This is a genomic window from Pseudomonas sp. W2Aug9 (assembly GCF_023127755.1).
Lineage (GTDB): Bacteria > Pseudomonadota > Gammaproteobacteria > Pseudomonadales > Pseudomonadaceae > Aquipseudomonas > Aquipseudomonas synxantha_A.
Window position 1 is genome coordinate 226,477 of the sequence record NZ_SPKL01000001.1, and the last position, 25,607, is coordinate 252,083.

Annotated in this window: 26 protein-coding genes; 16 read left to right on the forward strand and 10 right to left on the reverse strand. The window is 59.8% G+C overall.

The genetic code is table 11. The annotated features are described in order from the left end of the window. Positions 1–18: 18 nt before the first annotated feature. Genes E3O56_RS01015 through E3O56_RS01025 form a run of 3 tightly spaced genes read right to left on the reverse strand, consistent with a single transcriptional unit; the run spans position 19 to position 1,698 of the window. The gene (locus E3O56_RS01015) at positions 19–609 is read right to left on the reverse strand and encodes an LON peptidase substrate-binding domain-containing protein (RefSeq protein ID WP_248127627.1); all 591 of its coding nucleotides are present in this window, start codon (positions 607–609) and stop codon (positions 19–21) included. Positions 610–631: 22 nt separating this feature from the next. Next, positions 632–1,348, reverse strand: coding sequence for an LrgB family protein (locus E3O56_RS01020; protein WP_005791780.1), 717 nt, complete (start codon positions 1,346–1,348; stop codon positions 632–634). Continuing rightward, a complete protein-coding gene (locus E3O56_RS01025) occupies positions 1,345–1,698 on the reverse strand; it encodes a CidA/LrgA family protein (RefSeq protein ID WP_005791782.1) in 354 nt (117 codons plus the stop codon). The genes E3O56_RS01020 and E3O56_RS01025 overlap by 4 nt, the downstream gene beginning before the upstream one ends. A gap of 185 nt (positions 1,699–1,883) precedes the next feature. On the opposite strand from E3O56_RS01025, the gene E3O56_RS01030 reads away from it, so the two are divergent. From E3O56_RS01030 to E3O56_RS01040, 3 genes are all read left to right on the forward strand, one after another. After that, positions 1,884–2,339 (forward strand): MaoC family dehydratase, encoded by a 456-nt coding sequence (locus tag E3O56_RS01030; protein WP_005791783.1) that lies wholly within the window; start codon positions 1,884–1,886, stop codon positions 2,337–2,339. Between the two features lie 105 nt (positions 2,340–2,444). Continuing rightward, positions 2,445–4,163 carry a C13 family peptidase gene (locus E3O56_RS01035; RefSeq protein ID WP_248127629.1) on the forward strand — a complete coding sequence of 573 codons (1,719 nt, stop codon included), beginning with the start codon at positions 2,445–2,447 and terminating at the stop codon, positions 4,161–4,163. 29 nt (positions 4,164–4,192) lie between these two features. Beyond that, positions 4,193–4,834: an oxidoreductase gene (locus tag E3O56_RS01040; protein ID WP_248127631.1), complete on the forward strand. Its 642-nt coding sequence runs from the start codon at positions 4,193–4,195 to the stop codon at positions 4,832–4,834. Between the two features lie 60 nt (positions 4,835–4,894). On the opposite strand, the gene E3O56_RS01045 is transcribed toward E3O56_RS01040, so the two are convergent. From E3O56_RS01045 to E3O56_RS01065, 5 genes are all read right to left on the reverse strand, one after another. Further along, a complete protein-coding gene (locus E3O56_RS01045; RefSeq protein WP_032879282.1) occupies positions 4,895–5,179 on the reverse strand; it encodes a YceK/YidQ family lipoprotein in 285 nt (94 codons plus the stop codon). Continuing rightward, positions 5,172–5,801 carry a flavin prenyltransferase UbiX gene (gene ubiX / locus E3O56_RS01050; protein WP_005791790.1) on the reverse strand — a complete coding sequence of 210 codons (630 nt, stop codon included), beginning with the start codon at positions 5,799–5,801 and terminating at the stop codon, positions 5,172–5,174. Before ubiX ends, E3O56_RS01045 begins: the two co-directional genes overlap by 8 nt. Next, positions 5,798–7,147 (reverse strand): UDP-N-acetylmuramate:L-alanyl-gamma-D-glutamyl-meso-diaminopimelate ligase, encoded by a 1,350-nt coding sequence (gene mpl / locus E3O56_RS01055; protein WP_032879281.1) that lies wholly within the window; start codon positions 7,145–7,147, stop codon positions 5,798–5,800. The genes ubiX and mpl overlap by 4 nt, the downstream gene beginning before the upstream one ends. A gap of 109 nt (positions 7,148–7,256) precedes the next feature. Next, a complete protein-coding gene (locus E3O56_RS01060; protein ID WP_228309020.1) occupies positions 7,257–7,955 on the reverse strand; it encodes a hypothetical protein in 699 nt (232 codons plus the stop codon). Between the two features lie 651 nt (positions 7,956–8,606). Beyond that, positions 8,607–10,517, reverse strand: coding sequence for a sigma-54-dependent Fis family transcriptional regulator (locus E3O56_RS01065; protein ID WP_248127633.1), 1,911 nt, complete (start codon positions 10,515–10,517; stop codon positions 8,607–8,609). A 271-nt stretch (positions 10,518–10,788) separates the two neighbouring features. Here E3O56_RS01065 and E3O56_RS01070 point away from each other — a divergent pair, with 271 nt between their 5' ends. The 9 genes from E3O56_RS01070 to E3O56_RS01110 all read left to right on the forward strand — a co-directional run bounded on the left by E3O56_RS01070 (position 10,789) and on the right by E3O56_RS01110 (position 20,188). Beyond that, entirely contained in the window at positions 10,789–12,309 is a 1,521-nt protein-coding gene (locus tag E3O56_RS01070) for an aldehyde dehydrogenase family protein (RefSeq protein WP_005791797.1), read from the forward strand. A gap of 207 nt (positions 12,310–12,516) precedes the next feature. Then, positions 12,517–13,950: an ethanolamine permease gene (gene eat, locus E3O56_RS01075; RefSeq protein WP_103734866.1), complete on the forward strand. Its 1,434-nt coding sequence runs from the start codon at positions 12,517–12,519 to the stop codon at positions 13,948–13,950. Positions 13,951–14,002: 52 nt separating this feature from the next. Next, complete coding sequence (locus E3O56_RS01080; protein WP_032879276.1) at positions 14,003–15,397, forward strand: ethanolamine ammonia-lyase subunit EutB; 1,395 nt, start codon at positions 14,003–14,005, stop codon at positions 15,395–15,397. Next, positions 15,394–16,230, forward strand: coding sequence for an ethanolamine ammonia-lyase subunit EutC (gene eutC, locus E3O56_RS01085; protein WP_103734867.1), 837 nt, complete (start codon positions 15,394–15,396; stop codon positions 16,228–16,230). The genes E3O56_RS01080 and eutC overlap by 4 nt, the downstream gene beginning before the upstream one ends. A gap of 89 nt (positions 16,231–16,319) precedes the next feature. Continuing rightward, the gene (locus E3O56_RS01090; RefSeq protein ID WP_005791806.1) at positions 16,320–16,778 is read left to right on the forward strand and encodes a GNAT family N-acetyltransferase; all 459 of its coding nucleotides are present in this window, start codon (positions 16,320–16,322) and stop codon (positions 16,776–16,778) included. 307 nt (positions 16,779–17,085) lie between these two features. Further along, positions 17,086–17,742 carry a DedA family protein gene (locus E3O56_RS01095; protein WP_248127635.1) on the forward strand — a complete coding sequence of 219 codons (657 nt, stop codon included), beginning with the start codon at positions 17,086–17,088 and terminating at the stop codon, positions 17,740–17,742. Between the two features lie 6 nt (positions 17,743–17,748). Further along, the gene (locus tag E3O56_RS01100) at positions 17,749–18,564 is read left to right on the forward strand and encodes a M90 family metallopeptidase (RefSeq protein ID WP_005791808.1); all 816 of its coding nucleotides are present in this window, start codon (positions 17,749–17,751) and stop codon (positions 18,562–18,564) included. Positions 18,565–18,673: 109 nt separating this feature from the next. After that, positions 18,674–19,201: an inorganic diphosphatase gene (ppa, locus tag E3O56_RS01105; protein ID WP_005791810.1), complete on the forward strand. Its 528-nt coding sequence runs from the start codon at positions 18,674–18,676 to the stop codon at positions 19,199–19,201. A gap of 213 nt (positions 19,202–19,414) precedes the next feature. Then, positions 19,415–20,188, forward strand: a complete 774-nt coding sequence (locus tag E3O56_RS01110; RefSeq protein ID WP_032879273.1) for a helix-turn-helix transcriptional regulator — start codon at positions 19,415–19,417, stop codon at positions 20,186–20,188. Positions 20,189–20,487: 299 nt separating this feature from the next. Here E3O56_RS01110 and E3O56_RS01115 read toward each other — a convergent pair whose 3' ends face one another. Then, a complete protein-coding gene (locus E3O56_RS01115) occupies positions 20,488–20,724 on the reverse strand; it encodes a hypothetical protein (RefSeq protein ID WP_032879272.1) in 237 nt (78 codons plus the stop codon). A 506-nt stretch (positions 20,725–21,230) separates the two neighbouring features. Between E3O56_RS01115 and ycaC the strand changes: the two genes are divergently transcribed. After that, entirely contained in the window at positions 21,231–21,863 is a 633-nt protein-coding gene (gene ycaC, locus E3O56_RS01120) for an isochorismate family cysteine hydrolase YcaC (protein WP_032879270.1), read from the forward strand. 60 nt (positions 21,864–21,923) lie between these two features. Here the strand turns inward: ycaC and E3O56_RS01125 are convergent, their stop codons facing one another. Continuing rightward, positions 21,924–22,955, reverse strand: coding sequence for a PDDEXK nuclease domain-containing protein (locus E3O56_RS01125; RefSeq protein WP_248127637.1), 1,032 nt, complete (start codon positions 22,953–22,955; stop codon positions 21,924–21,926). 183 nt (positions 22,956–23,138) lie between these two features. Between E3O56_RS01125 and E3O56_RS01130 the strand changes: the two genes are divergently transcribed. The 3 genes from E3O56_RS01130 to E3O56_RS01140 all read left to right on the forward strand — a co-directional run. Further along, positions 23,139–23,783, forward strand: a complete 645-nt coding sequence (locus E3O56_RS01130; RefSeq protein ID WP_148853992.1) for an NAD(P)H-dependent oxidoreductase — start codon at positions 23,139–23,141, stop codon at positions 23,781–23,783. Next, the gene (locus E3O56_RS01135) at positions 23,722–24,102 is read left to right on the forward strand and encodes a MerR family transcriptional regulator (RefSeq protein ID WP_148853991.1); all 381 of its coding nucleotides are present in this window, start codon (positions 23,722–23,724) and stop codon (positions 24,100–24,102) included. The genes E3O56_RS01130 and E3O56_RS01135 overlap by 62 nt, the downstream gene beginning before the upstream one ends. 135 nt (positions 24,103–24,237) lie before the next feature. Then, positions 24,238–25,607, forward strand: a 1,370-nt coding sequence (locus tag E3O56_RS01140; RefSeq protein WP_248127639.1) for a DUF6531 domain-containing protein, incomplete at its 3' end; no start/stop codon positions are given.

The window sequence follows — 25,607 nt, forward strand, 5'->3', positions numbered from 1 at the left end:
CGCAGAAAATTCCGTATCTCAGGTGAACAACTCACCCTGCAATTCATCCAGCAACATCTGAATGGCATCCAGCCGCTGCTGCGGATCGTCAATTCGCAGCAAGTCGACCTTATCGGCGTCGGTAAACGGCAGCAGGTACGCCAGTTGGTTGCCGAGGGCCTGCTGGCCTTCGGCATGGGCGTTCATCTCCAGCGAAGCCACCATCGGGTGCTCCGCCAGGGCCTCCAGCAGCGCCAGCAAGTCGGCGTCCTCTTCTTCCAGAGGCCGATCCGGCATCTCATCCAACCATTTAACCTCGGCCACCAGCAATTGATCTTTCTGCACCGTGACGTCTAGTACGCGGAAACGCCGGCCACCCTCGACACGAATCCCCAGCAGGCCATTGTCCTGCTGTTTGAAGTCGCGAATAAACGCCTCGCAGCCGATCAGCGCGTAGCCTTCCGTGCTCATGCCCGGTTCTCTGTCGCCGAGGGTGCACACCACGCCGAAGCTTTCGCCCTTTTTCATGCAGCGACTGATCATGTCCAGGTAGCGCGCCTCAAATATCTGCAGGTCGAGGGTGCAGCCTGGGAACAGCACAGTGTTGAGTGGGAACAGCGCCAGACTCATAACGGTTTCCTTAAAACCCGGGTTAAACAATTACCGACACGGCCAACGGCAGAAACACCGCCGTCGCCACGCCCATCAGGCTCATGGCCAGCGCCGCAAAGGCGCCGCACTCTTCGCTTTCCTGCAGGGCCACCGAGGTGCCGACCGCATGGGCGGTCATGCCCAGCGCCATGCCCCGCGCTTCAGGGCTGTGCACGCCCAGGCGCGACAGATACGCCGGGCCGATCATCGCGCCGACCACCCCGGTGATCAGTACAAACACTGCCGCCAATGCCGCCACGCCACCAATCTGTTCGGCGACCAGCATGGCAATCGGCGACGTCACCGACTTGGGTGCCATGGTCATCAGCACCCTGTGTTCGGCACCGAACCACCACCCCAACAGCACACACAAGCCGGTAGCCAGCACCCCGCCTACCACCAGCGTAGTAAAAATCGGCCAGAACAATTGGCGAATCCGCCGCAGGTTGAGATAAAGCGGTACCGCCAATGCCACCGTTGCAGGCCCCAGCAGGATCCCCATGATCTCGGTGCTTTCGCGGTACTCGGCGTAACTCAGGCCACAGGCGAGCAACACACCGATCACCAGCAACATCGACACCAGCACCGGTTGCAGGAAGATCCAGCGGGTTTTCTCGTACCCCGCCAGCACCAACTGATAGGCGCCCAGGGTGATACCGATGCCGAACAACGGATGATGAATGACCGCCGTCCAGGCGCCCTGCCAGTCAAGCATCATTGGTCCTTCTCCTTGCGCCTGACCATCTGCTGCATCAGCACACCGACAAAGCCCATGGCGATCACCAGCGACAACACCAGCGCCCCGACGATAGCCCAGAAGTCCGCGACAATGTCCTTGGCGTAGACCATCACTCCCACGGCGGGCGGCACCAACAGCAACGGCAGATAACGCAACAGGCTGCCGGCCGCCAGGCTCAGCGGCTCGCCGACTTCACCGCGCCAGACCAGAAAGCCCAGCATCAACAGCAGCCCGATGATCGGCCCCGGCAGTACCGGCAACAGCAAATGATTGATCGCCGTACCGATCAATTGAAACAGCACCAGCCAAGTCAGGCCACGTAACAGCATCCCGCTCTCTCCCCCCTCAAAGCCCATGCGCATTATAAGCACGCCCGCCCTATGCCCAGGCATTCGCCAAAAGCATGTTGGGTTGACCGGGCCATTTGCCCATGATGATCTACATTGGTTCTCTGTATCCCATATAAAACCCCTTATCAACGGGGGATAAAAATGATGAACCCAGGAGAGACGCAATGCCCTATGTACCCGTAGCGCAGCTCAAAGATTATGTCGGCAAGGAACTGGGACGTTCCGAATGGCTCACCATCGACCAGGCGCGCATCAACCTGTTCGCAGAGGCCACCGGCGATCATCAGTTCATCCACGTCGACCCGGTCAAGGCCGCACAAACCCCGTTCGGCAGCACCATCGCCCACGGTTTCCTGTCACTGTCACTGATGCCCAAGCTGATGGAAGACATCCTGATCATGCCCGAGGGCTTGAAAATGGCCGTCAACTACGGCCTGGACAGTGTGCGCTTCATCCAGCCGGTGAAGGTCGACTCCAAGGTGCGCCTGAACGTCACGCTCACCGACGTCACCGAGAAAAAACCCGGCCAATGGCTGTTCAAGGCCACCGCCACCCTGGAAATCGAAGGCCAGGAGAAACCTGCCTATATTGCCGAGTCGCTGTCACTCTGCTTCGTGTAAGGCCGACCCTGTGGCGAGGCAATAAACCTTGCCACAGTGTATGTAAATTTATGTATGAATCTCGCGGCTGCGGCATACTCGGCGCTCAATTATCCGGATCCCGCTATGCGCCCACTCGCTCCCCTTGCCCTTGCCCTGTTGCTGACCGCTTGCGGAGACGGCGAATCGCTGTTGCCGCCCGATGCGCGCCTGCCCGATGGCGGCCGCTACCGTGGCGATGTGGTCAACGGCCTGCTGCAAGGCCAGGGCCGCGTGGACTACCCCAACGGCAGTTGGTACGCCGGCCAGTTCGATAAAGGCCAGTGGCACGGCCAGGGCGAATGGCATGGCAGCAATGGCGAAGTCTATAAAGGCCAGTTCCGGCAGGGCCTGTTTGATGGCCAGGGCAGCTTGACTACCACGGGCAGCAGCTATGTCGGCAGCTTCAAGAACGGTCGACGCAATGGCGAAGGCACCCTCAAAGAAGGGCAGATGACCTATCGCGGCGAGTTCAAGGACGACCAGTACGCAGGCCTCGGTCGCCTGGAATTGGCCGATGGCAGCCAGTACCAAGGCCAATTTGCCCACGGCAAGCCCAATGGCGAAGGCCAGCGCAATGACGACAGCGGCAATCAGTTCAGCGGCCACTTTGTCGATGGCCAACTGGAAGGCAATGGCACCTTCAATAGCGCTGAGGGCGATATCTATATCGGCCAATTCAAGCAGAACCAACTCAACGGCAAAGGCCGCTATGAAAACGCCGACGGCGACGTATGGATCGGCCAGTTCAAGGAAGGCGCCCTCAGTGGCAAAGGCGAATTGATTGGCGCCGATGGCAGCCACTACGTCGGTCAGTTCAGTGACTGGCGCTTTACCGGTGAGGGGCGCTTGAACCTCACCGATGGCAGCTTCTATATCGGTGGCTTCGACAGCGACAACTATCAGGGGCGTGGCACCCTCGTGCTCACCGACGGCACCGTGCAGGCCGGCACCTGGGTCAATGGCCTGCGCGTGCGCGATGCCGATGGCAAGTTGCTGCCCGACCCACTGGAAACCGGCCTATTGGCCCAAGGCCGCTTGCTCGACGAGGCCCTGGCCGCCGTGCCGGCCTCGACACCTGCCGTCGAGCTTTATACGTTGGCGTTGGCAGGTGATGGCAAGCAAAGCGTGTTCCTGCGCGAAGCCGATTACGTCAGCAACCTGCTCACCACCCGCTTCGGCGCACGCGGGCAGGTCCGCCTGGTCAACCACCGTGACCACATCGCCGACCGTCCGCTGGCCACCCGCGAAAGCCTGAGGCGTTCCGTGCAAACCCTGGCCGAACGTACCGGGCCCGAAGACCTGGTGTTTATCTATTTGACCAGCCATGGCACCCATGAACATGAGTTGGTGCTCGACCAGCCGCGCATGGAACTGGCCGACTTGCCCGCCGATGAACTGGCCGCCGTGCTGGCGCCGTTGAAAAACCGCGACAAGATCATCGTGATTTCCGCCTGCTACTCCGGCGGTTTCATTCCGGCCCTGAAAGATGAGCGCACGCTGATCATGACGGCATCCCGTGCGGATCGCGTGTCCTTTGGCTGTTCAGAAGAGGCGGACTTTACCTACTTTGGCGATGCCCTTTTCGCACAAGCCTTCAACCAAACGGACGATTTGCAACACGCGTTCAAACTGGCACAACTGCATGTGGCCGAACGCGAACAGGCGGACAACTTCGAAGCCTCGGAACCGCAGATATGGGCGCCCAAAGGCGTGATCGCCCATTGGCAACTATTACGCAAACAGCAGGCACGAAAGGCGCTCGAAAGCGTCTCAATGAATAGCAAGGAAGCCAAAGGCAACTAAGCTGTAACGTGTAACAAGGGGGAAACATCATGTACCTGACACCTCAGCATATCTTGCTGGCCGGGGCCTCTGGCCTCACCGGCGAACACCTGCTTGATCGCCTGCTCAACGAACCCACCGTGACCCGTGTACTGGCGCCGAGCCGCAAGCCGCTGGCTGAACACCCACGCCTGGAAAACCCGGTGGGCGACCCTGCGGTGTTCCTGCCGCAACTGAGCGGCCGGGTGGACATGGCCTTTTGCTGCCTGGGCACCACGATCAAGAAAGCCGGCTCGGAAGCGGCGTTCCGTGCGGTCGATCTGGACATGGTGGTGACCTTCGCCAAGCGCGCTCGGGAACTGGGTGCGCGGCATCTGATCGTGATCAGTGCGATCGGCGCCGACCCGAAATCCTCAGTGTTCTACAACCGAGTCAAGGGCGAAATGGAGCAGGCACTCAAAGCCCAGGACTGGCCGCAACTGACCATCGTGCGACCTTCCTTGCTGCTGGGGGAGCGGCTGGAACCGCGTCTGGCCGAACAGCTGGCCGGGCCGTTGTCGCGTTTGATTCCGGGCAAGTACCACGGCATCGAAGTCTGCGAACTGGCTCGCGCCATGTGGCGCCTGGCGCTGGAAGAACAGGATGGCGTACGGGTGGTGGAGTCGGATGAGCTGCGCAAGCTCGGCAAGTAAGAACGCCAATCCCAATGTGGGAGGGAGCAAGCCCCCTCCCACATTGGGTTCGTGTAGTTCTCAGAGTCCGCCAGTGGCGTTGAAGCCCACACCCAGCACGGTCAACAACGACAGTGGCAACAGCAGCGTATCGAGCAGCGCGCTGGCGGGCAGGTCGATATGAGGATAGGTGGGCGCCTCGGCACCAAAGCGGTCCTTGGCACAGCAGCCGCCATTGATCGCATACAAATCCAGGCGCGTACCGGCATACACCACAGGCGCGCCCGCTTGCGCGGCGTCCAGGGTGCGCGCCGTGGCGCAGCCCGTCAGTTGCAGCGCCAGTAGTAGCAGCAGCGTTTTATTCATCACCGCCCAAATGGTGCTCGCCCCAGCGCGGCAGCATGTCCTGGGGAATGTTCAGCAGGTTGAGAATGCGCGCCACCACGAAGTCCACCAAGTCATCGATGGTCTGCGGCTGGTGATAGAAACCCGGCGACGCGGGCAAGATGGTCACGCCCATGTTCGACAACTTGAGCATGTGTTCCAGGTGAATACTCGAATACGGTGCTTCGCGCGGTACCAGGATTAATTGGCGACGCTCCTTCAAGGTCACGTCCGCCGCCCTTTCGATCAGGTTATTGCAGGCGCCCGTGGCAATCGCCGACAGGGTGCCGGTGGAGCATGGCACCACCACCATCGCCGCCGGCGCGCCGGAGCCCGAAGCTACTGGCGACATCCAGTCTTCCTTGCCATAGACCTTGATCTGCCCCGCTGCCGCACCGGTGTATTCGGTGAGGAACGCTTGCATCATCTGCACCTTGGCCGGCAATTGCACATCCGTCTCGGTCGCCAGCACCAATTGGGCGGCCTTGGAAATCAGGAAGTGCACTTCACGGTCTTCACGTACCAGGCAATCCAGCAGGCGCAGGCCGTAAGGCGCGCCGGATGCGCCGGTCATTGCCAGGGTGATACGTTCGGGGCCGCTCATTTCAACGCCTCGGCCAGCTTGCCGTGCAAGCCGCCAAAGCCGCCGTTGCTCATGACTACCACATGGGTGCCGGGCTTGGCCAAGTGCTTCACATGCTCAATGATGCCTTCCAGCGAATCACACACGGTCGAAGGCACGGTGCACAGCGCAGCGATCCCCGGCAGGTCCCAACCAAGGTTGGCAGGCGCGTACCAGACCACCTGGTCGGCGTCGTTGACGCTTTCCGGCAGGCCATCGCGGTGCGCACCCAGCTTCATGGAGTTGGAGCGCGGTTCAACGATCGCAATGATTTGGGCATCGCCAACGCGCTTGCGCAGGCCGTCGAGCGTAGTGGCGATAGCTGTTGGATGGTGGGCAAAGTCGTCGTAGATGGTAATCCCATTCACGTCGGCGACTTTTTCCATGCGCCGCTTGACGCTTTTGAATGCGCTCAAGGCCGCGATGCCCATGGCCGGCACCACACCGACATGCCGTGCAGCCGCCAGGGTTACCAGCGCGTTGGCAACATTGTGCTGGCCGGTCATATCCCACTCCACGACGCCTTGGGCTTGGCCTTCGAACAGCACTTCAAACCGGGAGCCGTCTTCGCTGAGCAACTTGACCTGCCATTGCCCGTCCACACCGGTGGTCTGCACCGGCGTCCAGCAGCCCATGTCGATCACGCGCTGCAACGCCGGTTCAGTGGTCGGGTGGATGACCAAGCCTTCACTCGGGATGGTACGCACCAAGTGATGAAACTGCCGCTCAATAGCCGCCAGATCGGGAAAGATGTCCGCGTGATCAAACTCCAGATTATTCAGGATCGCTGTGCGCGGACGGTAGTGGACGAACTTGGAGCGCTTGTCGAAAAACGCGCTGTCGTATTCATCGGCTTCGATCACGAAAAACGGCGTATCGCCCAGGCGCGCCGACACCGAGAAATTCTGCGGCACGCCGCCGATCAGGAAGCCCGGGCTCATGCCCGCATGTTCCAGCACCCAGGCGAGCATACTGCTGGTGGTGGTCTTGCCGTGAGTGCCGGCCACCGCCAATACCCAACGACCTTGCAACACATGATCAGCCAGCCATTGAGGGCCTGAGACGTAAGGCAAACCTTTATTGAGCACGTACTCGACCGCTGGGTTGCCGCGGGACATGGCGTTGCCAATCACTACCAGATCCGGCGCCGGGTCGAATTGCGAGGGGTCGTAACCTTGGGTCAGCTCGATACCTTGCGCCTGCAGCTGCGTGCTCATGGGCGGATAAACATTGGCATCGGAGCCCGTAACGTGATGGCCCAGCTCTTTGGCCAGAACCGCCATCGAACCCATGAACGTACCGCAGATACCCAGAATATGAATGTGCATAGTCGACCTCGTAAACATCGAGGCAGGTTAGCGTAGGGTGGGAAAGTTCGCACGCTTTAGCTGAGGGCGAAACGCCCGCCGGTAGGATCCGACGGGCAAAAGGGATGTCTTAAACCGTGGTGCCAGCTTTTTTAAGCTCAGCGTCTTTCAAGGTCATGATTCGTTCGGCCGCTTTTTCCATCGCGTCATACCGACGCTCTATTACGCCTAAGCGCCCCCCGGTACTGGGAGATGTTGACGACTCGATGTGAGGTTTGAAAATAACGCCGTTGTCCTCAGCCACTTGCCTCATATGGGTTTCTGAAACGCTCAGTAACTGCTCCAGGTTAGTCAAGCGTGCCCCACGCTCCTTGGGCCAGGCGTCGCCGATGGCAAGCCGGTCTGCGGTGCTGCCCGACGCCAGCGTCATGACGACATTGGCAAACTCCAGCACCACTTTCTCTACCCGATCCAGATGGCGCGTGGCTCCCGGCGCAGGCTCATCGGGTGCGGGTGGCGCAACGGTTTGCGGCATGGGCTTCTGATCGGGCTGTGCAACGCCGGGCAAATGCGGTGGCGGTGGCGCCACTGGCGACGGCACGTATTGGCCCTTGATCGCTTCCCCCGCGGCCACGGACCCGGCATACGCCCCCACATTGATCGGCGCGCTGACCATACCATTGACGCCTGCATTGATGAACGCGTCCTTGACCGTCTTGCTGGTAGAGGGTGATGTAGAAATAACGCCCGCTTTGACCAGCCTGTCGGCATCCAACAGTCGCTGGGTGACATCGGCCATGCTGACCTTGGGTGAATCGTCCTGTTTCACAGGGGCGGTCCCACCGCGGGGGGGCGTCTGAGGCCCCTTGGTCAGCACGTCCTTGAGTCTACCTGCGGTTGACTGGCCTGAACTGCCCGCGGTCGCACTGGCACCAGGGGTATCGTGGCTTGTCGTCGGCTTTTTCCCACCCGCCGTGGTTTGGGGCCGGGTGGGCGAGGGACTGACCGGAGCAGGCGGCACTCTGGGCGATGGCGTGGGCGGCACGTGAGGCGTGGGGCGGGATCCTCCCCCGAACCGCCGTCCAAAAATTCCACGCTTGATGCGCACCTTCGGCGTTTGATCAGTCTCCTGCGCAGACAACTGCGTGCCAGGCTCAGGCTGAGTGTGGTCCATCGGTTCGCCCCAGCCCGCGGTTAAGGGTTGCGGTTGGGACGTGAGCGTAACGTCAAGTTGAACAGGGAGTTGTGGCACAGGAGTCGTTATTGGACTTGTAATGTTCATGTGTTGTCACCCTAGAAGTTTCAAACAACTGTGATTAAGGGCACGTGATGCTCTGCCCTTATTCCATCAGTGCTTAAAACAACGTGCAGCGTTCCGGGGCGACGTGAGTACATGGCGCGATAAAAAACCTTAAAGCCTGTGCGACAAAACTTGAGCCATCGGCAATAACTGAGTTATTCCGACAGGTGTCGCACTCCCTTAATGGGTGGAGTCCCTTGAGATTCCATGTTTGCGTAACTTGCGGTACAGCGTATTGCGACTGACCCCCAACTGTTCAGCCACATGACTCATATGCCAGCGCTGCTGCGCCAACGCACCGAGTAATGCCTGACGCTCGGCGCTTTCCAGTGGCAAGGCGTACGGCGCATCCACCCTCGCCCCCAGCGGCTGCGCCTGACGAATCAATGCCGGCAAGTCGTCAAGCCCGACTCGGCCGTCCTCACAGAGCGCCACCACCGTGCGCAACACCGTACGCAACTGTCGCAGGTTGCCGGGCCAGGGGAATGCCAACAAAGCCTGGCGCGCCGACTCGTCTAGCATCACCTGTTCGGTGCCGGCCTCTTGGGCCAAGAGGAAGTCCAACAATTGCGCCTTGTCAGTGCGTTCGCGCAACGGCGGCAAGGCGACTTCCAAGCCGCTCAAGCGGTAATACAGGTCTTCGCGAAAGCTGCCATCGGCCACACGCTCCAACAAATTACGGTGCGTCGCGCTGATGATCCGCAGGTTCACGGCTTGAGGTTCGCCGCCGATAGGCACCACCAGGCGATCCTCCAGCACCCTTAACAAGCGGGTTTGCAGCGCCAGTGGCATATCGCCGATTTCGTCGAGAAACAGCGTACCGCCGTCGGCCTGTTGCAGCTTGCCGCGCATGCCTTCTTTAAGGGCGCCGGTGAAACTGCCGGCGCGATAGCCAAACAACTCGCACTCGATCAGGTTTTCCGGAATGGCCGCACAGTTCAGCGCGACAAAGGCCTTGTCGCCTCGCTGGCTGGCCTGGTGCACGGCCTTGGCGAAAGCCTCTTTACCGCAGCCGGTTTCGCCGTTGATCAGCAAGGGCACGTCGCGTTCGAATACTCGCGAGGCCTTGCGCAGCTCATTTTGCAACGCCGGATCGCCCAGGCAAATACCCAGTGGGCGTGGCGCCTGCGGCTTGACGACCGGGGCCGGCGTACTGCGGGGCTGGCCTCGCAGCGCTGCAAATAGAGGCCGACCATCGCGGGTACGCAGCGGCCAACTGGCCGTGGCATTCGCGCTGGCCCGCCCTAGCAACTGATCCAGGGAACAGTCGAAAAACGCGTCCACCGGCTGATCCACCAAGCCGCCGCGTAGCTGCCCCAACAGGTTCAGCGCGCTCTGGTTCACCGCACAAATGCGCCCTTCGCCATCGAACGCCAGCAAGCCTTCGCTGAACAACCCGACCGACTCAGCCTGCAGGTGAAAACGCAGCAGCCAATGGTGTTCGAAGTGGCGCAGGAAGTAGCAACTTTCGATCATCTTGGCCGACAGGTTCACCAGCGCCATGGTGTGGAACTGGCTCTGGCGCGACACGGCTTCGCGGGCCGAGGACACATCCAGCACCGCCAGCAATTCACCGTGAGGGTCGAACACCGGGCTCGCCGAACACGTCAGCCCGGTATGGCGGCCGCGAAAATGCTCGTCACGGTGGATGGTCAGGGATTGACGCTCCACCAGGCAGGTGCCGATGCCATTGGTGCCTTCGCAAGCTTCACTCCAGTCGGCGCCCAGCCACAGCCCGGCGCGTTCGAAAATCTTGCGCTCGGACGGCGCGGTGACACAGTTGAGGATCACCCCCCGGGCATCGGTGAGCAGCACCGCATGACCGGCCCCCGAGAGTTGCTGGTGCAGGCTGTTCATTTCGTTGCCGGCGATATGCAGCACCTGGCGCAGGCGTTCGCGGCTTTCCAGCAGGCGGCCATGCTCAAGCACGGTGGGCGCAACGGTCAGCGCGGGGTCGAGGTGGTAGTCCTCAACGCAACGCAGCCAGGAACGGGCGATGGAGGGATCGCTGCCCGGCCCTTGAAGCGGCTCTTGCCCCCGGGTGACGGTGAGAACCTGCTGGGCATGGCGACTGAAATGATCGTTGTGCATGTTCTTATTATTCTCCCTGCGTGAGAGCGCCCAGCATCCACCAGCCATCCGGCCATTGCAATCCCGGGCCGACCCATCGGTCACAGGCTGTACCGTTTGCGGTACAAACTGTCACCCCTCCTGTATCGCCCCGGCCACATTCATGCCTTGTAAACAAAACCAAACCCTTGATTTACCTGGCCTGCACGCACTGGCCCAACCTTTGCTCTACGCTTTATAACGCGCTTGCAGCGCTGTACTCCGATAAACATAAAAGCAGGAGATGCCCACCATGCGTTATGCACACCCCGGTACCGAAGGCGCCATCGTTTCGTTCAAGGCCAAGTACGGCAACTACATCGGCGGCGAGTTCGTTGCGCCGGTCGATGGCAACTACTTCTCCAACACCTCGCCGGTCAACGGCAAACCTATCGCTGACTTCCCGCGTTCCACCGCCAAAGACATCGACAAGGCTCTGGACGCCGCCCACGCTGCCGCTGACGCCTGGGGCAAAACCAGCGCCCAGGACCGCTCGCTGGTACTGCTGAAAATCGCCGACCGTATCGAGCAGAACCTCGAACTGCTGGCTATCACCGAAACCTGGGACAACGGCAAGGCCGTGCGTGAAACCCTCAATGCCGACATTCCCCTGGCCGCCGACCACTTCCGCTACTTCGCAGGCTGCATTCGCGCCCAGGAAGGCAGCAGCGCCGAAATCAACGAACTCACTGCCGCCTATCACTTCCACGAACCACTGGGCGTGGTCGGCCAGATCATCCCGTGGAACTTCCCGCTGCTGATGGCCGCCTGGAAACTCGCCCCGGCCCTGGCCGCCGGCAACTGCGTGGTGCTCAAGCCCGCCGAGCAAACCCCGCTGGGCATCAGCGTACTGATGGAACTGATCGGCGACCTGTTGCCGCCAGGCGTACTGAACGTGGTGCATGGTTTCGGCAAGGAAGCCGGCGAAGCCCTGGCGACCAGCAAACGTATCGCCAAGATAGCCTTCACCGGCTCTACCCCGGTGGGCTCGCACATCATGCATGCGGCGGCCGAGAACATCATTCCGTCTACCGTTGAGCTGGGAGGCAAGTCGCCGAATATCTTCTTCGCCGACATCATGAAAGCGGAACCTGCATTCATCGAAAAAGCTGCCGAAGGCCTGGTGCTGGCGTTCTTCAACCAAGGCGAAGTGTGCACCTGCCCATCCCGCGCCCTGGTGGAGGAGTCGATCTACGACGACTTCATGAAAGTGGTGATGAAGAAGGTCGAGTCGATCAAGCGTGGCGATCCGCTGGACACCGACACCATGGTCGGCGCCCAAGCGTCCGAGCAGCAATTTGACAAGATCCTGTCCTATCTGGAAATCGCCAAGGGCGAAGGCGCGCAACTGCTGACCGGCGGCAAGGTTGAAAAGCTCACTGGCGATCTGGCCACCGGCTATTACATCCAGCCGACCCTGCTCAAGGGCACCAACGACATGCGTGTGTTCCAGGAGGAAATCTTCGGCCCGGTGGTGAGCATCACCACTTTCAAGGACGAAGCCGAAGCCCTGGCGATTGCCAACGATACCGAGTTCGGCCTGGGCGCCGGCCTGTGGACCCGCGACATCAACCGCGCCTACCGCATGGGCCGCGCGATCAAGGCCGGTCGCGTGTGGACCAACTGCTACCACCTGTACCCGGCGCACGCCGCGTTTGGCGGTTACAAGAAGTCTGGCGTAGGGCGCGAAACCCACAAGATGATGTTGGATCACTACCAGCAGACCAAGAACCTGCTGGTGAGCTACGACATTAATCCGTTGGGCTTTTTCTAACCCCACACCCCCTCCCACCTTTGAAATGCAATCAAGGGTGGGAGGGGGCTTGCTCCCGATCGGGGAGTGTCAGTGCAAGTATGAGTCACTGACCCACTGCTATCGGGAGCAAGCCCCCTCCCACATTTGGATCTTCATAAGTACTTGCGATGCGCATTCGGCACACACCGGCCGAGTTGAAAACAATAAGAATGGAAGGTACTTCCCATGCCCAGCGAACCCACGAGTTCTTCGGTCGACTTCGAAAAAGTCGGCACCGATTACTTTCAACAACGAGAATTGAAAAAAGGCGCTGCCGGCTGGGTGCTGTTAGTCGGCCTTGGCGTCGCCTACGTCATCTCCGGCGACTACGCAGGCTGGAACTTCGGCCTGGCCCAGGGTGGCTGGGGCGGCATGTTCCTCGCCACATTGCTCATGGCTACCATGTACCTGTGCATGTGCTTCTCCCTGGCCGAACTGTCTTCGATGATCCCCACCGCCGGCGGTGGCTACGGTTTTGCCCGCAGCGCCTTTGGCCCTTGGGGCGGGTTCCTCACCGGCACCGCGATCCTGATCGAGTACGCCATCGCCCCCGCCGCAATTGCGGTGTTTATCGGCGCTTACTGCGAGTCGCTGTTCGGCATTGGCGGCTGGATGATCTACCTGGCGTTCTACATCATCTTTATCGGCATCCATATTTTTGGTGTCGGCGAAGCCTTGAAGCTGATGTTTGTCATCACCGCCGTCGCCGCGATCGCTTTGGGCGTATTCCTGGTGTCGATGGTGCCGCACTTCAACGTCGCCAACCTGCTGGATATTCCGGTGACCGAGGCCAAAGGCGCCAGCAGCTTCCTGCCGTTCGGCTATGTGGGCGTGTGGGCGGCGATCCCTTATGCGATCTGGTTTTTCCTCGCAGTAGAAGGCGTGCCCCTGGCCGCTGAAGAAACCAAGAACCCCAAGCGCGACCTGCCCCGTGGGCTGATCGGCGCGATTGTGGTGCTGACCAGTTTTGCCCTGTTGATCCTGGTGATCGCGCCGGGCGGTGCAGGCACGTATGCGCTGATCAAATCCGGCAACCCGTTGGTGGAAGCCCTGGCGCTGTCCTACGGCGGTTCGACCTGGATGGGCAGCTTCGTCAACCTGATTGGCCTGGCCGGTTTGATCGCAAGCTTTTTCTCGATTATCTACGCCTACTCGCGGCAGATTTTTGCCTTGTCGCGCGCTGGCTACCTGCCGCGCAAATTGTCCGAGACCAACAAGAGCAAGGCGCCAGTACTGGCATTGGTGATTCCCGGGATTATCGGTTTCGGCCTGTCGCTGACCGGCCAGGGCGATTTGCTGATATTGGTGGCGGTGTTTGGCGCAACGATTTCCTACGTGCTGATGATGGCTGCGCACATCACCCTGCGCATCCGCCGCCCTAAAATGGAGCGCCCGTACCGCACGCCGGGCGGCATCTTCACCTCGGGCGTGGCGCTGGTACTGGCCTGCGTGGCCGTGGTAGCAGGCTTTTTGGTTGACCCACGCGTGGTGATTGGCGCGGCGGTCATCTATGGAGTATTAATTGCTTACTTTGCTTTCTACAGCCGGCATCACTTGGTAGCAGGCACGCCCGAAGAAGAATTCGCGGCGATCCAGGCCGCAGAGGCCGCCCTGCACTAAGTGCCGTAAACCTCGGCGCGGGCGCCTGCTCGCGTCGTCAAGGAGACACTGTATGGCAAGTTTTTCCCACGCGGTGGGTGCACACACCTATCGCTTCGACAGCCTCAAGGATCTGATGGCCAAAGCCAGCCCGGCGCGCTCCGGCGACTTCCTGGCCGGTGTCGCTGCGCAAAATGATGGCGAACGGGTCGCCGCCCAGATGGCGCTAGCAAATACACCCCTGAAGCACTTCCTGGAAGAAGTGCTGATTCCCTATGAAAGCGACGAAGTCACCCGGCTGATCATCGACACCCACGACAAACAGGCCTTTGCCACGGTGAGCCATCTCACCGTCGGTGGCCTGCGCGACTGGCTGCTCAGTGACGCGGCTGATGAACAATCCCTACGCGCACTGGCGCCGGGGCTGACACCGGAAATGGCGGCAGCCGTGTCCAAAATCATGCGCGTACAGGACCTGGTGCTGGTGGCACAGAAGATCCGCGTGGTCACCCAGTTTCGCGGCACCATGGGCCTGCGCGGGCGCTTGTCCACGCGCTTGCAGCCTAACCACCCCACCGACGAACCAGCAGGCATTGCCGCGAGTATTCTCGACGGCCTGCTCTACGGCAACGGCGACGCCATGATCGGCATCAACCCGGCCACCGACAGCATCGCCTCGATCTGCGCCATGCTGGAGATGCTCGACGCGATCATCCAGCGCTACGAAATCCCCACCCAGGCCTGCGTACTCACCCACGTCACCACCTCCATCGAGGCGATCAACCGTGGCGTGCCGCTGGACCTGGTGTTCCAGTCGATCGCCGGCACCGAGGCCGCCAACGCCAGTTTCGGCATCAGCCTGAGCGTGCTGCAGGAAGGTTACGAAGCCGGCCTGAGCCTCAAGCGCGGCACCCTGGGGCAAAACCTGATGTATTTCGAAACCGGCCAGGGCAGTGCGCTGTCGGCCAATGCGCACTTTGGCGTCGACCAGCAAACCTGTGAAACCCGTGCCTACGCCGTGGCCCGGCACTTCAAGCCGTTCCTGGTCAATACCGTGGTCGGTTTTATCGGCCCGGAGTACCTGTACAACGGCAAGCAGATCATCCGCGCCGGCCTGGAAGACCACTTCTGCGGCAAGCTGCTCGGCGTACCCATGGGTTGTGATATCTGCTACACCAACCACGCCGAAGCCGACCAGGACGACATGGACACACTGTTGACCCTGCTCGGCGTTGCCGGCATCAACTTCATCATGGGCATCCCCGGCTCCGACGACATCATGCTCAACTACCAGACCACCTCGTTCCACGACGCCTTGTACGCCCGGCAAACATTGGGTTTAAAACCGGCGCCGGAGTTTGAACAGTGGCTGGCGAAAATGGGCATCTTCACGCAAGAAGGCGGCAAAGTGCACTTCGGCAACAGCCTGCCACCGGCGTTTCGCCACGCTCTGGCGCAACTGGGATGAAGGAGCCGACCGTGCAACCAGAATTGCCTGACAACCCGTGGCTGGAATTACGCCGCCTGACCCCGGCGCGCATCGCCCTGGGCCGCACCGGCACCAGCATTCCTACCAGTGCCCAGCTGGACTTCCAGTTTGCCCACGCCCAGGCGCGGGATGCGGTGCACCTGCCCTTCGACCATGCCGGGCTCAGCGGCCAATTGGCCGAACGTGGCCGCGACAGCCTGTTGCTGCGCAGCGCCGCCACGGACCGGCATATGTACCTGCAACGCCCGGACCTTGGGCGACGCTTGAGCGATGAGTCGGCCCAAACCTTGCGCGACTACGCTTCGGCGTACCCGGGTGGCGTGGATTTGGCCATCGTGGTGGCCGATGGCCTGTCGGCATTGGCGGTGCATAAGCATACGGCTCCGTTTCTGACGCGCCTGGAGGAACAGACCCACGCCGAAGGCTGGTCCTTGTCACCGGTGATACTGGTGGAACAAGGCCGCGTGGCAGTGGCCGATGAAATCGGGCAATTACTCGGCGCCAAAATGGTGGTGATCCTGATCGGCGAACGGCCGGGGCTCAGCTCGCCGGACAGCCTGGGCCTGTATTTCACCTACAACCCCAAGGTGGGCCTCACCGATGCGTATCGCAATTGCATTTCCAATGTGCGGCTGGAAGGCTTGAGCTATGGCATGGCGGCCCATCGCCTGTTGTACTTGATGCGCGAGGCGTGTCGCCGGCAACTGTCGGGGGTCAACCTCAAGGATGAGGCACAGGTTCAGACGCTTGAATCCGACGACCCGGACTTGATGAAGGGCAATTTCCTGCTCAGCCCACCGAGTGACCGATAGCGGCACGATTGCGCTTTTTTGCCGCATTAGGCAGCATCAAGTCACGGCCGCTCGCGTGGTCATACCCCATTTGGAAGTTGAGGCCTGGCATGCGGATTACTCAAGCGACCCTGGAACACCTGGACCTGTTGACCCCGTTGTTCGTCAAATACCGCGAGTTTTACGGGGCCCTGCCATTCCCGGATTCATCCCGGGCCTTCCTGGAAAAGCGCCTGCGACGCAAGGAATCGGTGATCTACCTGGCCCTGGCCGATGATGATGACAAGCGACTGCTGGGCTTTTGCCAGCTGTATCCGAGCTTTTCCTCGTTGTCGCTGAAACGGGTGTGGATCCTCAATGATATCTATGTAGCCGAGGATGCCCGCCGGCAACTGGTGGCGGACAACCTGATGCGCACGGCCAAGAAGATGGCCAAGGAAACCCAGGCCGTACGATTGCGGGTATCCACCAGCAGCGACAATGAAGTGGCGCAGAAGACCTATGAGTCCATAGGCTTTCGTGAAGACACCGAGTTCAAGAACTACGTGCTGCCGATCAACGAAGACTGACCCCTAATCCCCCAAACACTGTAGATCTCTTGTGGGAGGGGGCTTGCTCCCGATGGCGGGGTGTCAGTTAACGAATTTGTCCCTGACCCACCGCAATCGGGAGCAAGCCCCCTCCCACAAAAAACCAAGCCAACCGCTTCACACTTTCACGACACTCCCCGCTACAAAAGCCACACGCTTTTCACCATTCAATCCGTATAATGCGGACCTCTCAAGGTTGTAAGAACCACGACATACACTTGTAGCCTTATTACCCGTCGTCCCCGCACTGGCCCGCTGAGCCGGGCCATTCACACAGGTGCCATCCATGGATTTCAACCCGCTTGACCTTATCCTGCATCTCGACGTTTACCTCGACATGCTGGTAACCAACTACGGTCCGTGGATCTACGCCATTCTGTTCCTGGTGATTTTTTGCGAGACCGGCCTGGTGGTCATGCCATTCCTGCCGGGTGATTCGTTGCTGTTTATCGCTGGCGCCGTAGCAGCTGGCGGCGGTATGGACCCAGTGCTGCTGGCCGGCCTGCTGATGCTGGCGGCGATCCTCGGCGACAGCACCAACTACGTCATAGGACGAACGGCTGGCGAACGCTTGTTCAGCAACCCCAACTCGAAGATCTTCCGCCGCGACTACCTGCAAAAGACCCACGACTTCTACGACAAGCACGGTGGCAAGACCGTGACCATGGCGCGCTTTCTGCCGATCCTGCGCACTTTCGCGCCGTTCGTCGCCGGCGTGGCCAAAATGCCCTACCCGCGCTTCTTCGGATTCAGCGTACTCGGCACCATCCTCTGGGTCGGTGGCCTGGTGACCCTGGGCTACTTCTTCGGCAACGTGCCCTTCATCAAGAAAAACCTGTCGCTGCTAGTGGTGTTCATCATCCTGTTGTCGCTGGTGCCGATGATCATTGGCGTAGTGCGCAGCCGCTTTGGCCGCACGTCCTCCGAAGCCAACCCACACTGATTGCCCATGTGGTCCCTAAGCGCCTGGCGTCGCCGGCGCCTGCTGGCCAAGCACCCGATTGCCGATGACACCTGGCAACGGGTGCGCCACCACCTGACCTTCCTCGACGGCATCAGCGCCGAGCAAGACCAGTGGCTGCGCGAAGCCTGCGTGATCTTCCTCGCCGAAAAACACCTCACCGCCCTGCCCGGCGTCGACCTGCACCAGGAACAACGCCTGCTGCTCGCCGCCCAGGCGCAATTGCCGCTGATGAACCTGGGCGACCTCGACTGGTATCAGGGCTTTCATGAAATCGTGCTGTACCCCGACGACTTCCTCAGCCCGCAGCGCCATCGCGATGCCAGCGGCGTGGAGCACGAGTGGGACGGCGAACACAGCGGCGAAGCCTGGCAACAAGGCCCGGTGATCCTCGCCTGGCCTGGGGTGCTCGCCAGTGGCCAATGGGAAGGCTACAACCTGGTCATCCATGAACTGGCGCACAAGCTCGACATGCTCAACGGCGACGCCAACGGCCTGCCACCGCTGCACCACGACATGCGCGTGCAGGAATGGGCCAGCGTGATGCAAAGCGCCTTCGACGACCTCAATCGCCAACTGGACGCCAACCCGGAGGCCGACACCGAGATCGACCCTTACGCGGCGGAAAACCCAGCTGAATTCTTTGCCGTCACCAGCGAGTACTTTTTCAGCGCACCGGATTTACTGGTCAACCGTTATCCACAGGTGTACGCCCAACTCAGCCGCTTCTACCGCCAGGACCCACTGGCGCGCCTGACCCAACTGCAAGCCGGCGACCCACGTTATCAGCCGCAAGGCGAATGACCGTACGACGCTTGGCGCATGGCATCGGCGTCAGAATATGCCTATAATCGCCGCCACTTTTAGGCCAATCCGGCCATGTCATATGGCCAACTAACGGGGGCAACGCCCAATGAGCTACAGCAAGATTCCGGCTGGCAAAGACCTGCCGAACGACATCTACGTCGCCATCGAAATTCCGGCCAACCACGCGCCGATCAAATACGAAATCGACAAAGACAGCGACTGCCTGTTCGTTGACCGTTTCATGGCCACCCCGATGTTCTACCCGGCCAACTACGGTTTCATCCCCAACACCCTGGCTGACGACGGCGACCCCCTCGACGTGCTGGTCGTGACCCCTTACCCGGTTACCCCAGGCTCGGTTATCCGCGCCCGTCCAGTCGGCATCCTGAACATGACCGACGACGGCGGCGGCGATGCCAAAGTCATCGCAGTGCCACACGACAAGCTGTCGCAGCTGTACGTGGACGTGAAGGAATACACCGACCTGCCGCCACTGCTGCTGGAACAGATCAAGCACTTCTTCGAGAACTACAAAGACCTCGAAAAAGGCAAATGGGTGAAGATCGACGGTTGGGGCAACGCAGAAGCCGCCCGCGCCGAGATCATGAAGTCGGTTGCCGCCTACAAAGGCTGATACCCGCGCCTGATTGCTTCGGCAAATAAGAAAGCCCCGTTAGTTCGGGGCTTTTTTATGGGCAAAATTAAACATCAAGTTCAATTTTTATTTTATGCTGTTTATCTAAGTTGCACACCTGAAAGATCGAGCCACAACTAAGCCAAATCCTACATATGCAATTCAACGCATGGTTTATTTGATTGGTTTTTCCCGCCAGTAAACTCTGCGTTTATGAATACATCAGGTGATCGTTTAAAAGCGCTACTCCGGGAAGTTAATCTTTCCGCCTCCGACTTCGCCAAGAACCGCGGCGTCACGCCTCAACACGTGAACAACTGGTTCAAACGCGGCGTTCCCATGGGCCGACTCAACGAGATAGCAGAACTGCTGTGCGTCTCAAGTCGCTGGTTAAGCGACGGCCGAGGCCCCAAACACCCGCCCGCCAACTACCTGCTGGAAGGCCCCGACACAAGGAAACTACTGCCCACCCGCGAAGACACCGGCAAATACCTCACAGGCCCCGCCTGCCGTCCGGAAACAACCGACGTGGAGATCCCCCTCCACCCCACATTCACCTCAAGCGAACGCATCCGCGTCTCCCGGCACAGCCTGCAAACCCTCAACGTCCATCCCGACCGCGCGGTAGGCGCCTACATGGTCGACAACAGCATGACCGACATCATCCAACAAGGCGCCACCCTTGCCATCGACCGAGGCCGCACCCAAATCATCGACGGCGAAATTTATGCGGTAGAGCACGACGGGATGCTGCGCATCAAATACCTCTACAACCGACCTGGCGGTGGGTTGCGCCTGCGCAGCCACAACGCCGCCGAACACCCGGACGAATACCTCAACCACGAAGAACGCTTCGAACAAAGCTTCAAGATCGTCGGCTGGGTATTCTGGTGGTCCACCCTCAACAACCGCCGCCCGCCCGTGCCGCTGGATGAACATCTATTGGGCTGGGAAGGCTCTAAATCGGAACCGGAGGTGGGCAACTGAAGTGAATGTGGGTATCATGCGCCGCACATTTGGCAGGGGGATGGCTTAGCTATCTGCCCTGTCAGGCGATGCGGAGGAGTTCCCGCGGATGCCCCTACTATTCAGCCCGACGCCATGTGGGCTGAGCGATTTGAAGGCTGGTGAGGTTTGTCAAAAACAAGCTGAGGCAGTCCCCGAGAAGCCGGCCACAAGCCGGCTTTTTAATGCCTGTAAGAATACAGTTCAATTGTCCAGCAGCTGCTGGACAATTGAATCGTCAACAAAGGCGGGCAGGTATCCTACCCATCCTTCAATAGGCGTTATTTAGGCTGCAAACACTCCACAGCCCTATCCGCCACCATCTTCGCCATCTCCACCAGATGCATCACCGCCCTCTGCGGCGCAGCCACTGACTCGCCGATCACCCGTGACGTAGCCAGCGCACAATGCAGCAGCTCAGCCACCTGCACCCAGGCATCCTCAAAGCTCAGATCTTCATTGACCGTGAATGAGTTGGTCGGGTGTGACGACAGCGTATCTGAACGAACGTTATCCATAGCAAAACTCCTAGCAGTAAGTGACTACCACCGTCCTTTCGCGACTAAACGAGCAGAGGTGGCGGCTGTACGCAGGTTAGTCGACCGGCCGCTAGGCACCGGCGCACCCGAGGGTGCCCTGCGCACAGCCACCATAAAGTGCAGGCGAGAAGACACCTGTCTTTGGGATGGCGCGTGCGCCTAGCGAGGTCCGGGCGACTAAACCCGATCACTGAATTAGCAGTGACGGTCAGCAGCCTAGTCACCCAATTCCACTGGCGCAAGCGGTTGGGATTCTCTCGGAAACGTCCTGCAAATGAAAGGGATCGTACCTGCTGGCTACTCAAAATCAGGCAATTCATTCGCGTTATGCGCATTAGTACGGCGCCCCCAATCGCTCGCTCTTTGTCTCCTTTAAGTTGACAGTAAGACTCGTCACACCCGATTTATCCCCCGCCACCCACCCATTAATCTGAGCCCATGTTGAACGCAACGCCCAACCAACCTAAACAAAAAAGGATTCAACCATGAGCGCTCCCACCTACAACCGCTTGAACAAAGACGACGCTATCGTTCTGCTGGTCGATCACCAAACCGGCTTGATTTCCCTGGTGCAGGACTTCTCGCCCAACGAGTTCAAGAACAACGTGTTGGCCTTAGCTGACCTGGCCAAGTTCTTCAACCTGCCGACCATCCTCACCACCAGCTTCGAGCAAGGCCCCAATGGCCCGCTGGTGCCAGAGTTGAAGGAAATGTTCCCGGAAGCGCCGTATATCGCTCGCCCTGGTCAGATCAATGCCTGGGACAACGAAGACTTCGTCAAGGCGATCAAGGCCACCGGGCGCAAGCAGATCATCATTGCCGGTGTGGTGACGGATGTGTGCGTGGCGTTCCCGACCTTGTCGGCGCTGGCGGAAGGCTTTGAGGTGTTTGTGGTGACGGATGCGTCCGGCACGTTCAACACCACGGTGCAGCAGGCGGCGTGGAGCCGGATGACGCAGGCCGGTGCGCAGTTGATGAACTGGTTCTCGGTGGCGTGTGAGCTGCACCGCGACTGGCGCAACGATATCGAAGGCCTGGGTAACCTGTTGTCCCAGCGGATTCCCAACTATCGCAACTTGATGAACGGTTACGCGGCGCTGACAGCTCATCAGAAATAAGCGAACCCAGCGTGATAAGCCTGCCCTGAAAAGCAGGCTTTTTCCATTGCTTGCCCGCCCCTAGCCCGCCAACTCCCGTTCGATCTGCTCAATACTCGGCAAACTGGTTTGCAATTCTGCGGGCAAAGATTCCACCAATTGATATTCCGCCACGCCGATAGGTCGGTTGTTATCGCGCAGTGCATATTCAGCCACCACCTCATTTTTACCTTTGCACAACAACAGACCAATCGTCGGGCCATCCTGTGGGTGCTTTATCTCGGCATCCACAGCTGCGAGGTAGAAGCTCAGTTTGCCCAGGTGTTCGGGCTTGAACTTGCCAGCCTTGAGTTCGATCACCACGTAGCAACACAGCTTCAAGTGATAGAACAGCAGGTCGACGAAGAATTCATCACCGCCCACATTCAGCAGCACTTGCCGGCCTACGAAGGCAAAGCCTGCGCCTAATTCCAATAAGAAGTCGGTGACATGCTTGATCAGGGCGTTTTCAATATCACGCTCTTGCGCGTTCAGGCCCAGGCTGAGGAAGTCAAAGCGGTAAGGGTCCTTGAGGGTTTCACGCGCCAGATCGGATTGGGCTTTGGGCAGATGGCTTTCAAAGTTACTGACGACCTTGCCACTGCGTTCCAGCAGGCGGTTTTCAATGTGCATCATCAGCGTGTTGCGCGACCAGCTGTGTTTAACGGCCTGGAGAATGTACCAACGACGTGTTTCGGGGCCCGGAAGCTTATCGAGCAACACTAGGTTGTGACCCCAGGGCAATTGTGCAGCAGCTTGTTGCACAAATTCAGAATCCGGCCACGCCTCGGCAAAAGCACGCATGTACTTCAGATTGCGCGGCGAAAAACCCTTGATGTCTGGAAAGGCCGCCCGCAGATCCTGCGCAAGGCGGTCGATCACTTTGCTACCCCAGCCTTGATCGTTCTGACGGGTCAAAATATCGCGACCGATCTGCCAGTAGAGCAGCACCAGTTCACGATTGACCGCGATTGACGCACGCTGCTGTGCGTTATGGATACGGCCCTTGAGGTCTGTCAGCCAATCACTGCAGCCCTCTGGAGGTGCCGTCAACCCGATGGAGGTCTCGCTCATGCCTTTTTACTCTTGTGTTTTCAGCAGGCTAGTTAGCCCGCTGTGCCGTCACAAGCGCTCATGAGTACTCTCGGACGCGTCCTGCGTACCTTGCAGAAAGGTCCTGCTGGCACTGGCTGTGGCCCTTGACTCTCCCCTATACGGCACCCCCTACCCTGAACGCCCATTTCAGGAGCCTTCAGCATGAGTCAGCGCATCCTGGTCATTCTCGGCCATCCGTCCACCGATAGTTTTTGTTCAGCCATGGCGCAGACCTATATCCACGCTGCGAAAACGGCAGGTCACGAAGTACGCATCCTGCACCTGGGCAACCTCACATTCGACCCGATTCTTCACCACGGTTATACCCAGGCCCAAACACTGGAACCCGACTTGCTCAGCGCCCAAGCCGACATCCTTTGGGCCGAGCACCTCACATGGGTTTTCCCTGTTTGGTGGGGTGGTATCCCGGCACTGATGAAAGGCTTTATCGACCGAGTTTTCCTACCCGGCTTCGCCTTCAAATACCGCGCAGGCAAGGCATTCCCTGACAAGCTGCTCAAGGGCCGAAGCGCGCACTTGTTAGTGACCCTGGACACGCCGGCGTGGTATTACCGCTGGGTCTACCGCATGCCGGCCATCCACCAGATGCGTCGCACCACGCTGGCGCTGTGCGGCATCACACCGAGCAAGACGCTGCTGTTTGGCCCCGTGCTGGGCTCTACGTTGACGCAGAGGGCCCGGTGGCTGAAACAGGCCGGCGCATTATTTGAGAAAGGGAATTTTCATGTACATCGGCAAAACCGCGCAGTTGTCCGGCACGACCATCAAGGCGATTCGTCACTATGAGGCGATTGGATTGATGCCCGAGCCGCAACGCCTTGGTGGCTATCGAGTTTATACGGCGCAGAGCGTAGAGCGACTGACCTTTATCAAATGCGCCCAGCAGCTCGGGTTCAAACTCAAGGAGTTGCAGGAGATTTTGCTGGGGTACGACGGTGACGCCTTTCCCTGGGACAGGGCGGACCAAGCCATCACCAACAAGAAGCAAGCGCTGGCCGCGCAAATCACCGTGTTGCAACGGATGCAGGCGGGCTTGATTAAGTTTGAAACCCAACTGAAAGATGCCCAAGGGCACTGCTCGTCAATCAGTAGTGTCGCCATTTGAAGTAGCCCTTACGCATGAGTTGCCGCTGACTTTTGCGAGCCCCGTGTAAGGGCAATCTGATTTTCCAAACCGTTCATCCAGCCGCTTTTCGCTGCGGCAGACTCCGACGCCTTGCCTTCTGTCGAGACGTCATGGATGACCCACGCTGCCCACATTGCCGCTATCGAACATGAGCTGGATGGCTTCCATCAGAGCCTGGTGGAGTACCGCCAGCAAATGGGCGCCTGGTATTCGCGCGCGCTGGATTCAGTAAGCCATGCAGCGGATATGCCGTCGTTGCTGGGCATGGACCGAGTGTTGCGGGTTGGGGATTCGCAGCGTTCGGTGAGCATTACCGATGCAGATTTCTCCACCGTGGCCCGTTGCCCGGTGGGTGGCGTGCTGGAGATCGAGAGCAAATTCGAATCAGCGTATGACGTGCCGATTGGCGACATCCCGGTTGAGGTGATCGGCCTGGATGACGGCAGCTCCACGCGGGTGATGCTCGATGAGCACGGCAAGGGCTCGCACTACTGCGCCGCTGGCGGGCGCTATGAGGTGCGGGTTCAGGGCGGTGTTTCAGCGCAGCAAGTGGACGCCTTGTTTGCCTCCTATGCCGGGCTGACGGCGGACTTGGAACAGTGGCTTCGGTCACAGTGGAAAGACTTCAAACCCCACTGGGAACGCTCTAGTGCCAGCGCGATTGGCAGCGGCGTGCTGGCGGGCAGTTGGGCGGCGATCACGGATGTGTGGGACAGCATCAAGCTGGTGCAGGCGATGCTTGAAGACCCGCTGAAGTACGTCGAGCAACTGGGTAGCGAGGCGGCCAAGTTGGCGCAGATCGCCACCGATGCGCCCAAGGTCATGGAACAGGCGATGTTGCTCGCCAGTGACGAGGCGGCGCTGTACCTGTTACTGCGCACCGCCATGATCTGGCTGGACGCGTTACCGCCCCGTGAAGTCGCGCATGCGGCCGCAGGTTTTATGGTGTCGTTGCTGATTGACCTGGTGATTGGCGCGGTGTTGACCATCGCGTTGCCGGCGGCGGGCGTGGCGTATTTGAGCGTTCGCCTGGTCAAGCATGGCGCACAAATTCTTAAGGCTGCCATGGGCTTCGTGAAGGGGGTGCTGGCGATTCTCACCAAGTTCATGCAGGCGGTCGACCGTTATAAAGCGGTGGCGGTTCGCGGTGTGGTCGGCTGGGTGAAACAAGGCACGATGCAGATGCGCTGGCGGGCGCGGCAGAACGCGGTGCTGACGCAAAAAGAGCGTGTGGATGATGTGCCGGTCATGGCGTCGAATCCGAAGGGAGACGCGGCGACGCCAGCGGACAAGACGGTCACCAACGGCTGCCCAGTGTCGATGGTCACCGGGGAAGAATTGCTCACTCTTACCGATGGTGCGCTGGACGGGATCTTGCCGTTTGAGTGGACGCGACTGTATCGCACCAGTGCGGTGGATGTGGATTGCGGGTTGGGGTTTGGCTGGAGTCATGCGCTGGCGCACAGGCTTTGTGTGTCGGGCGA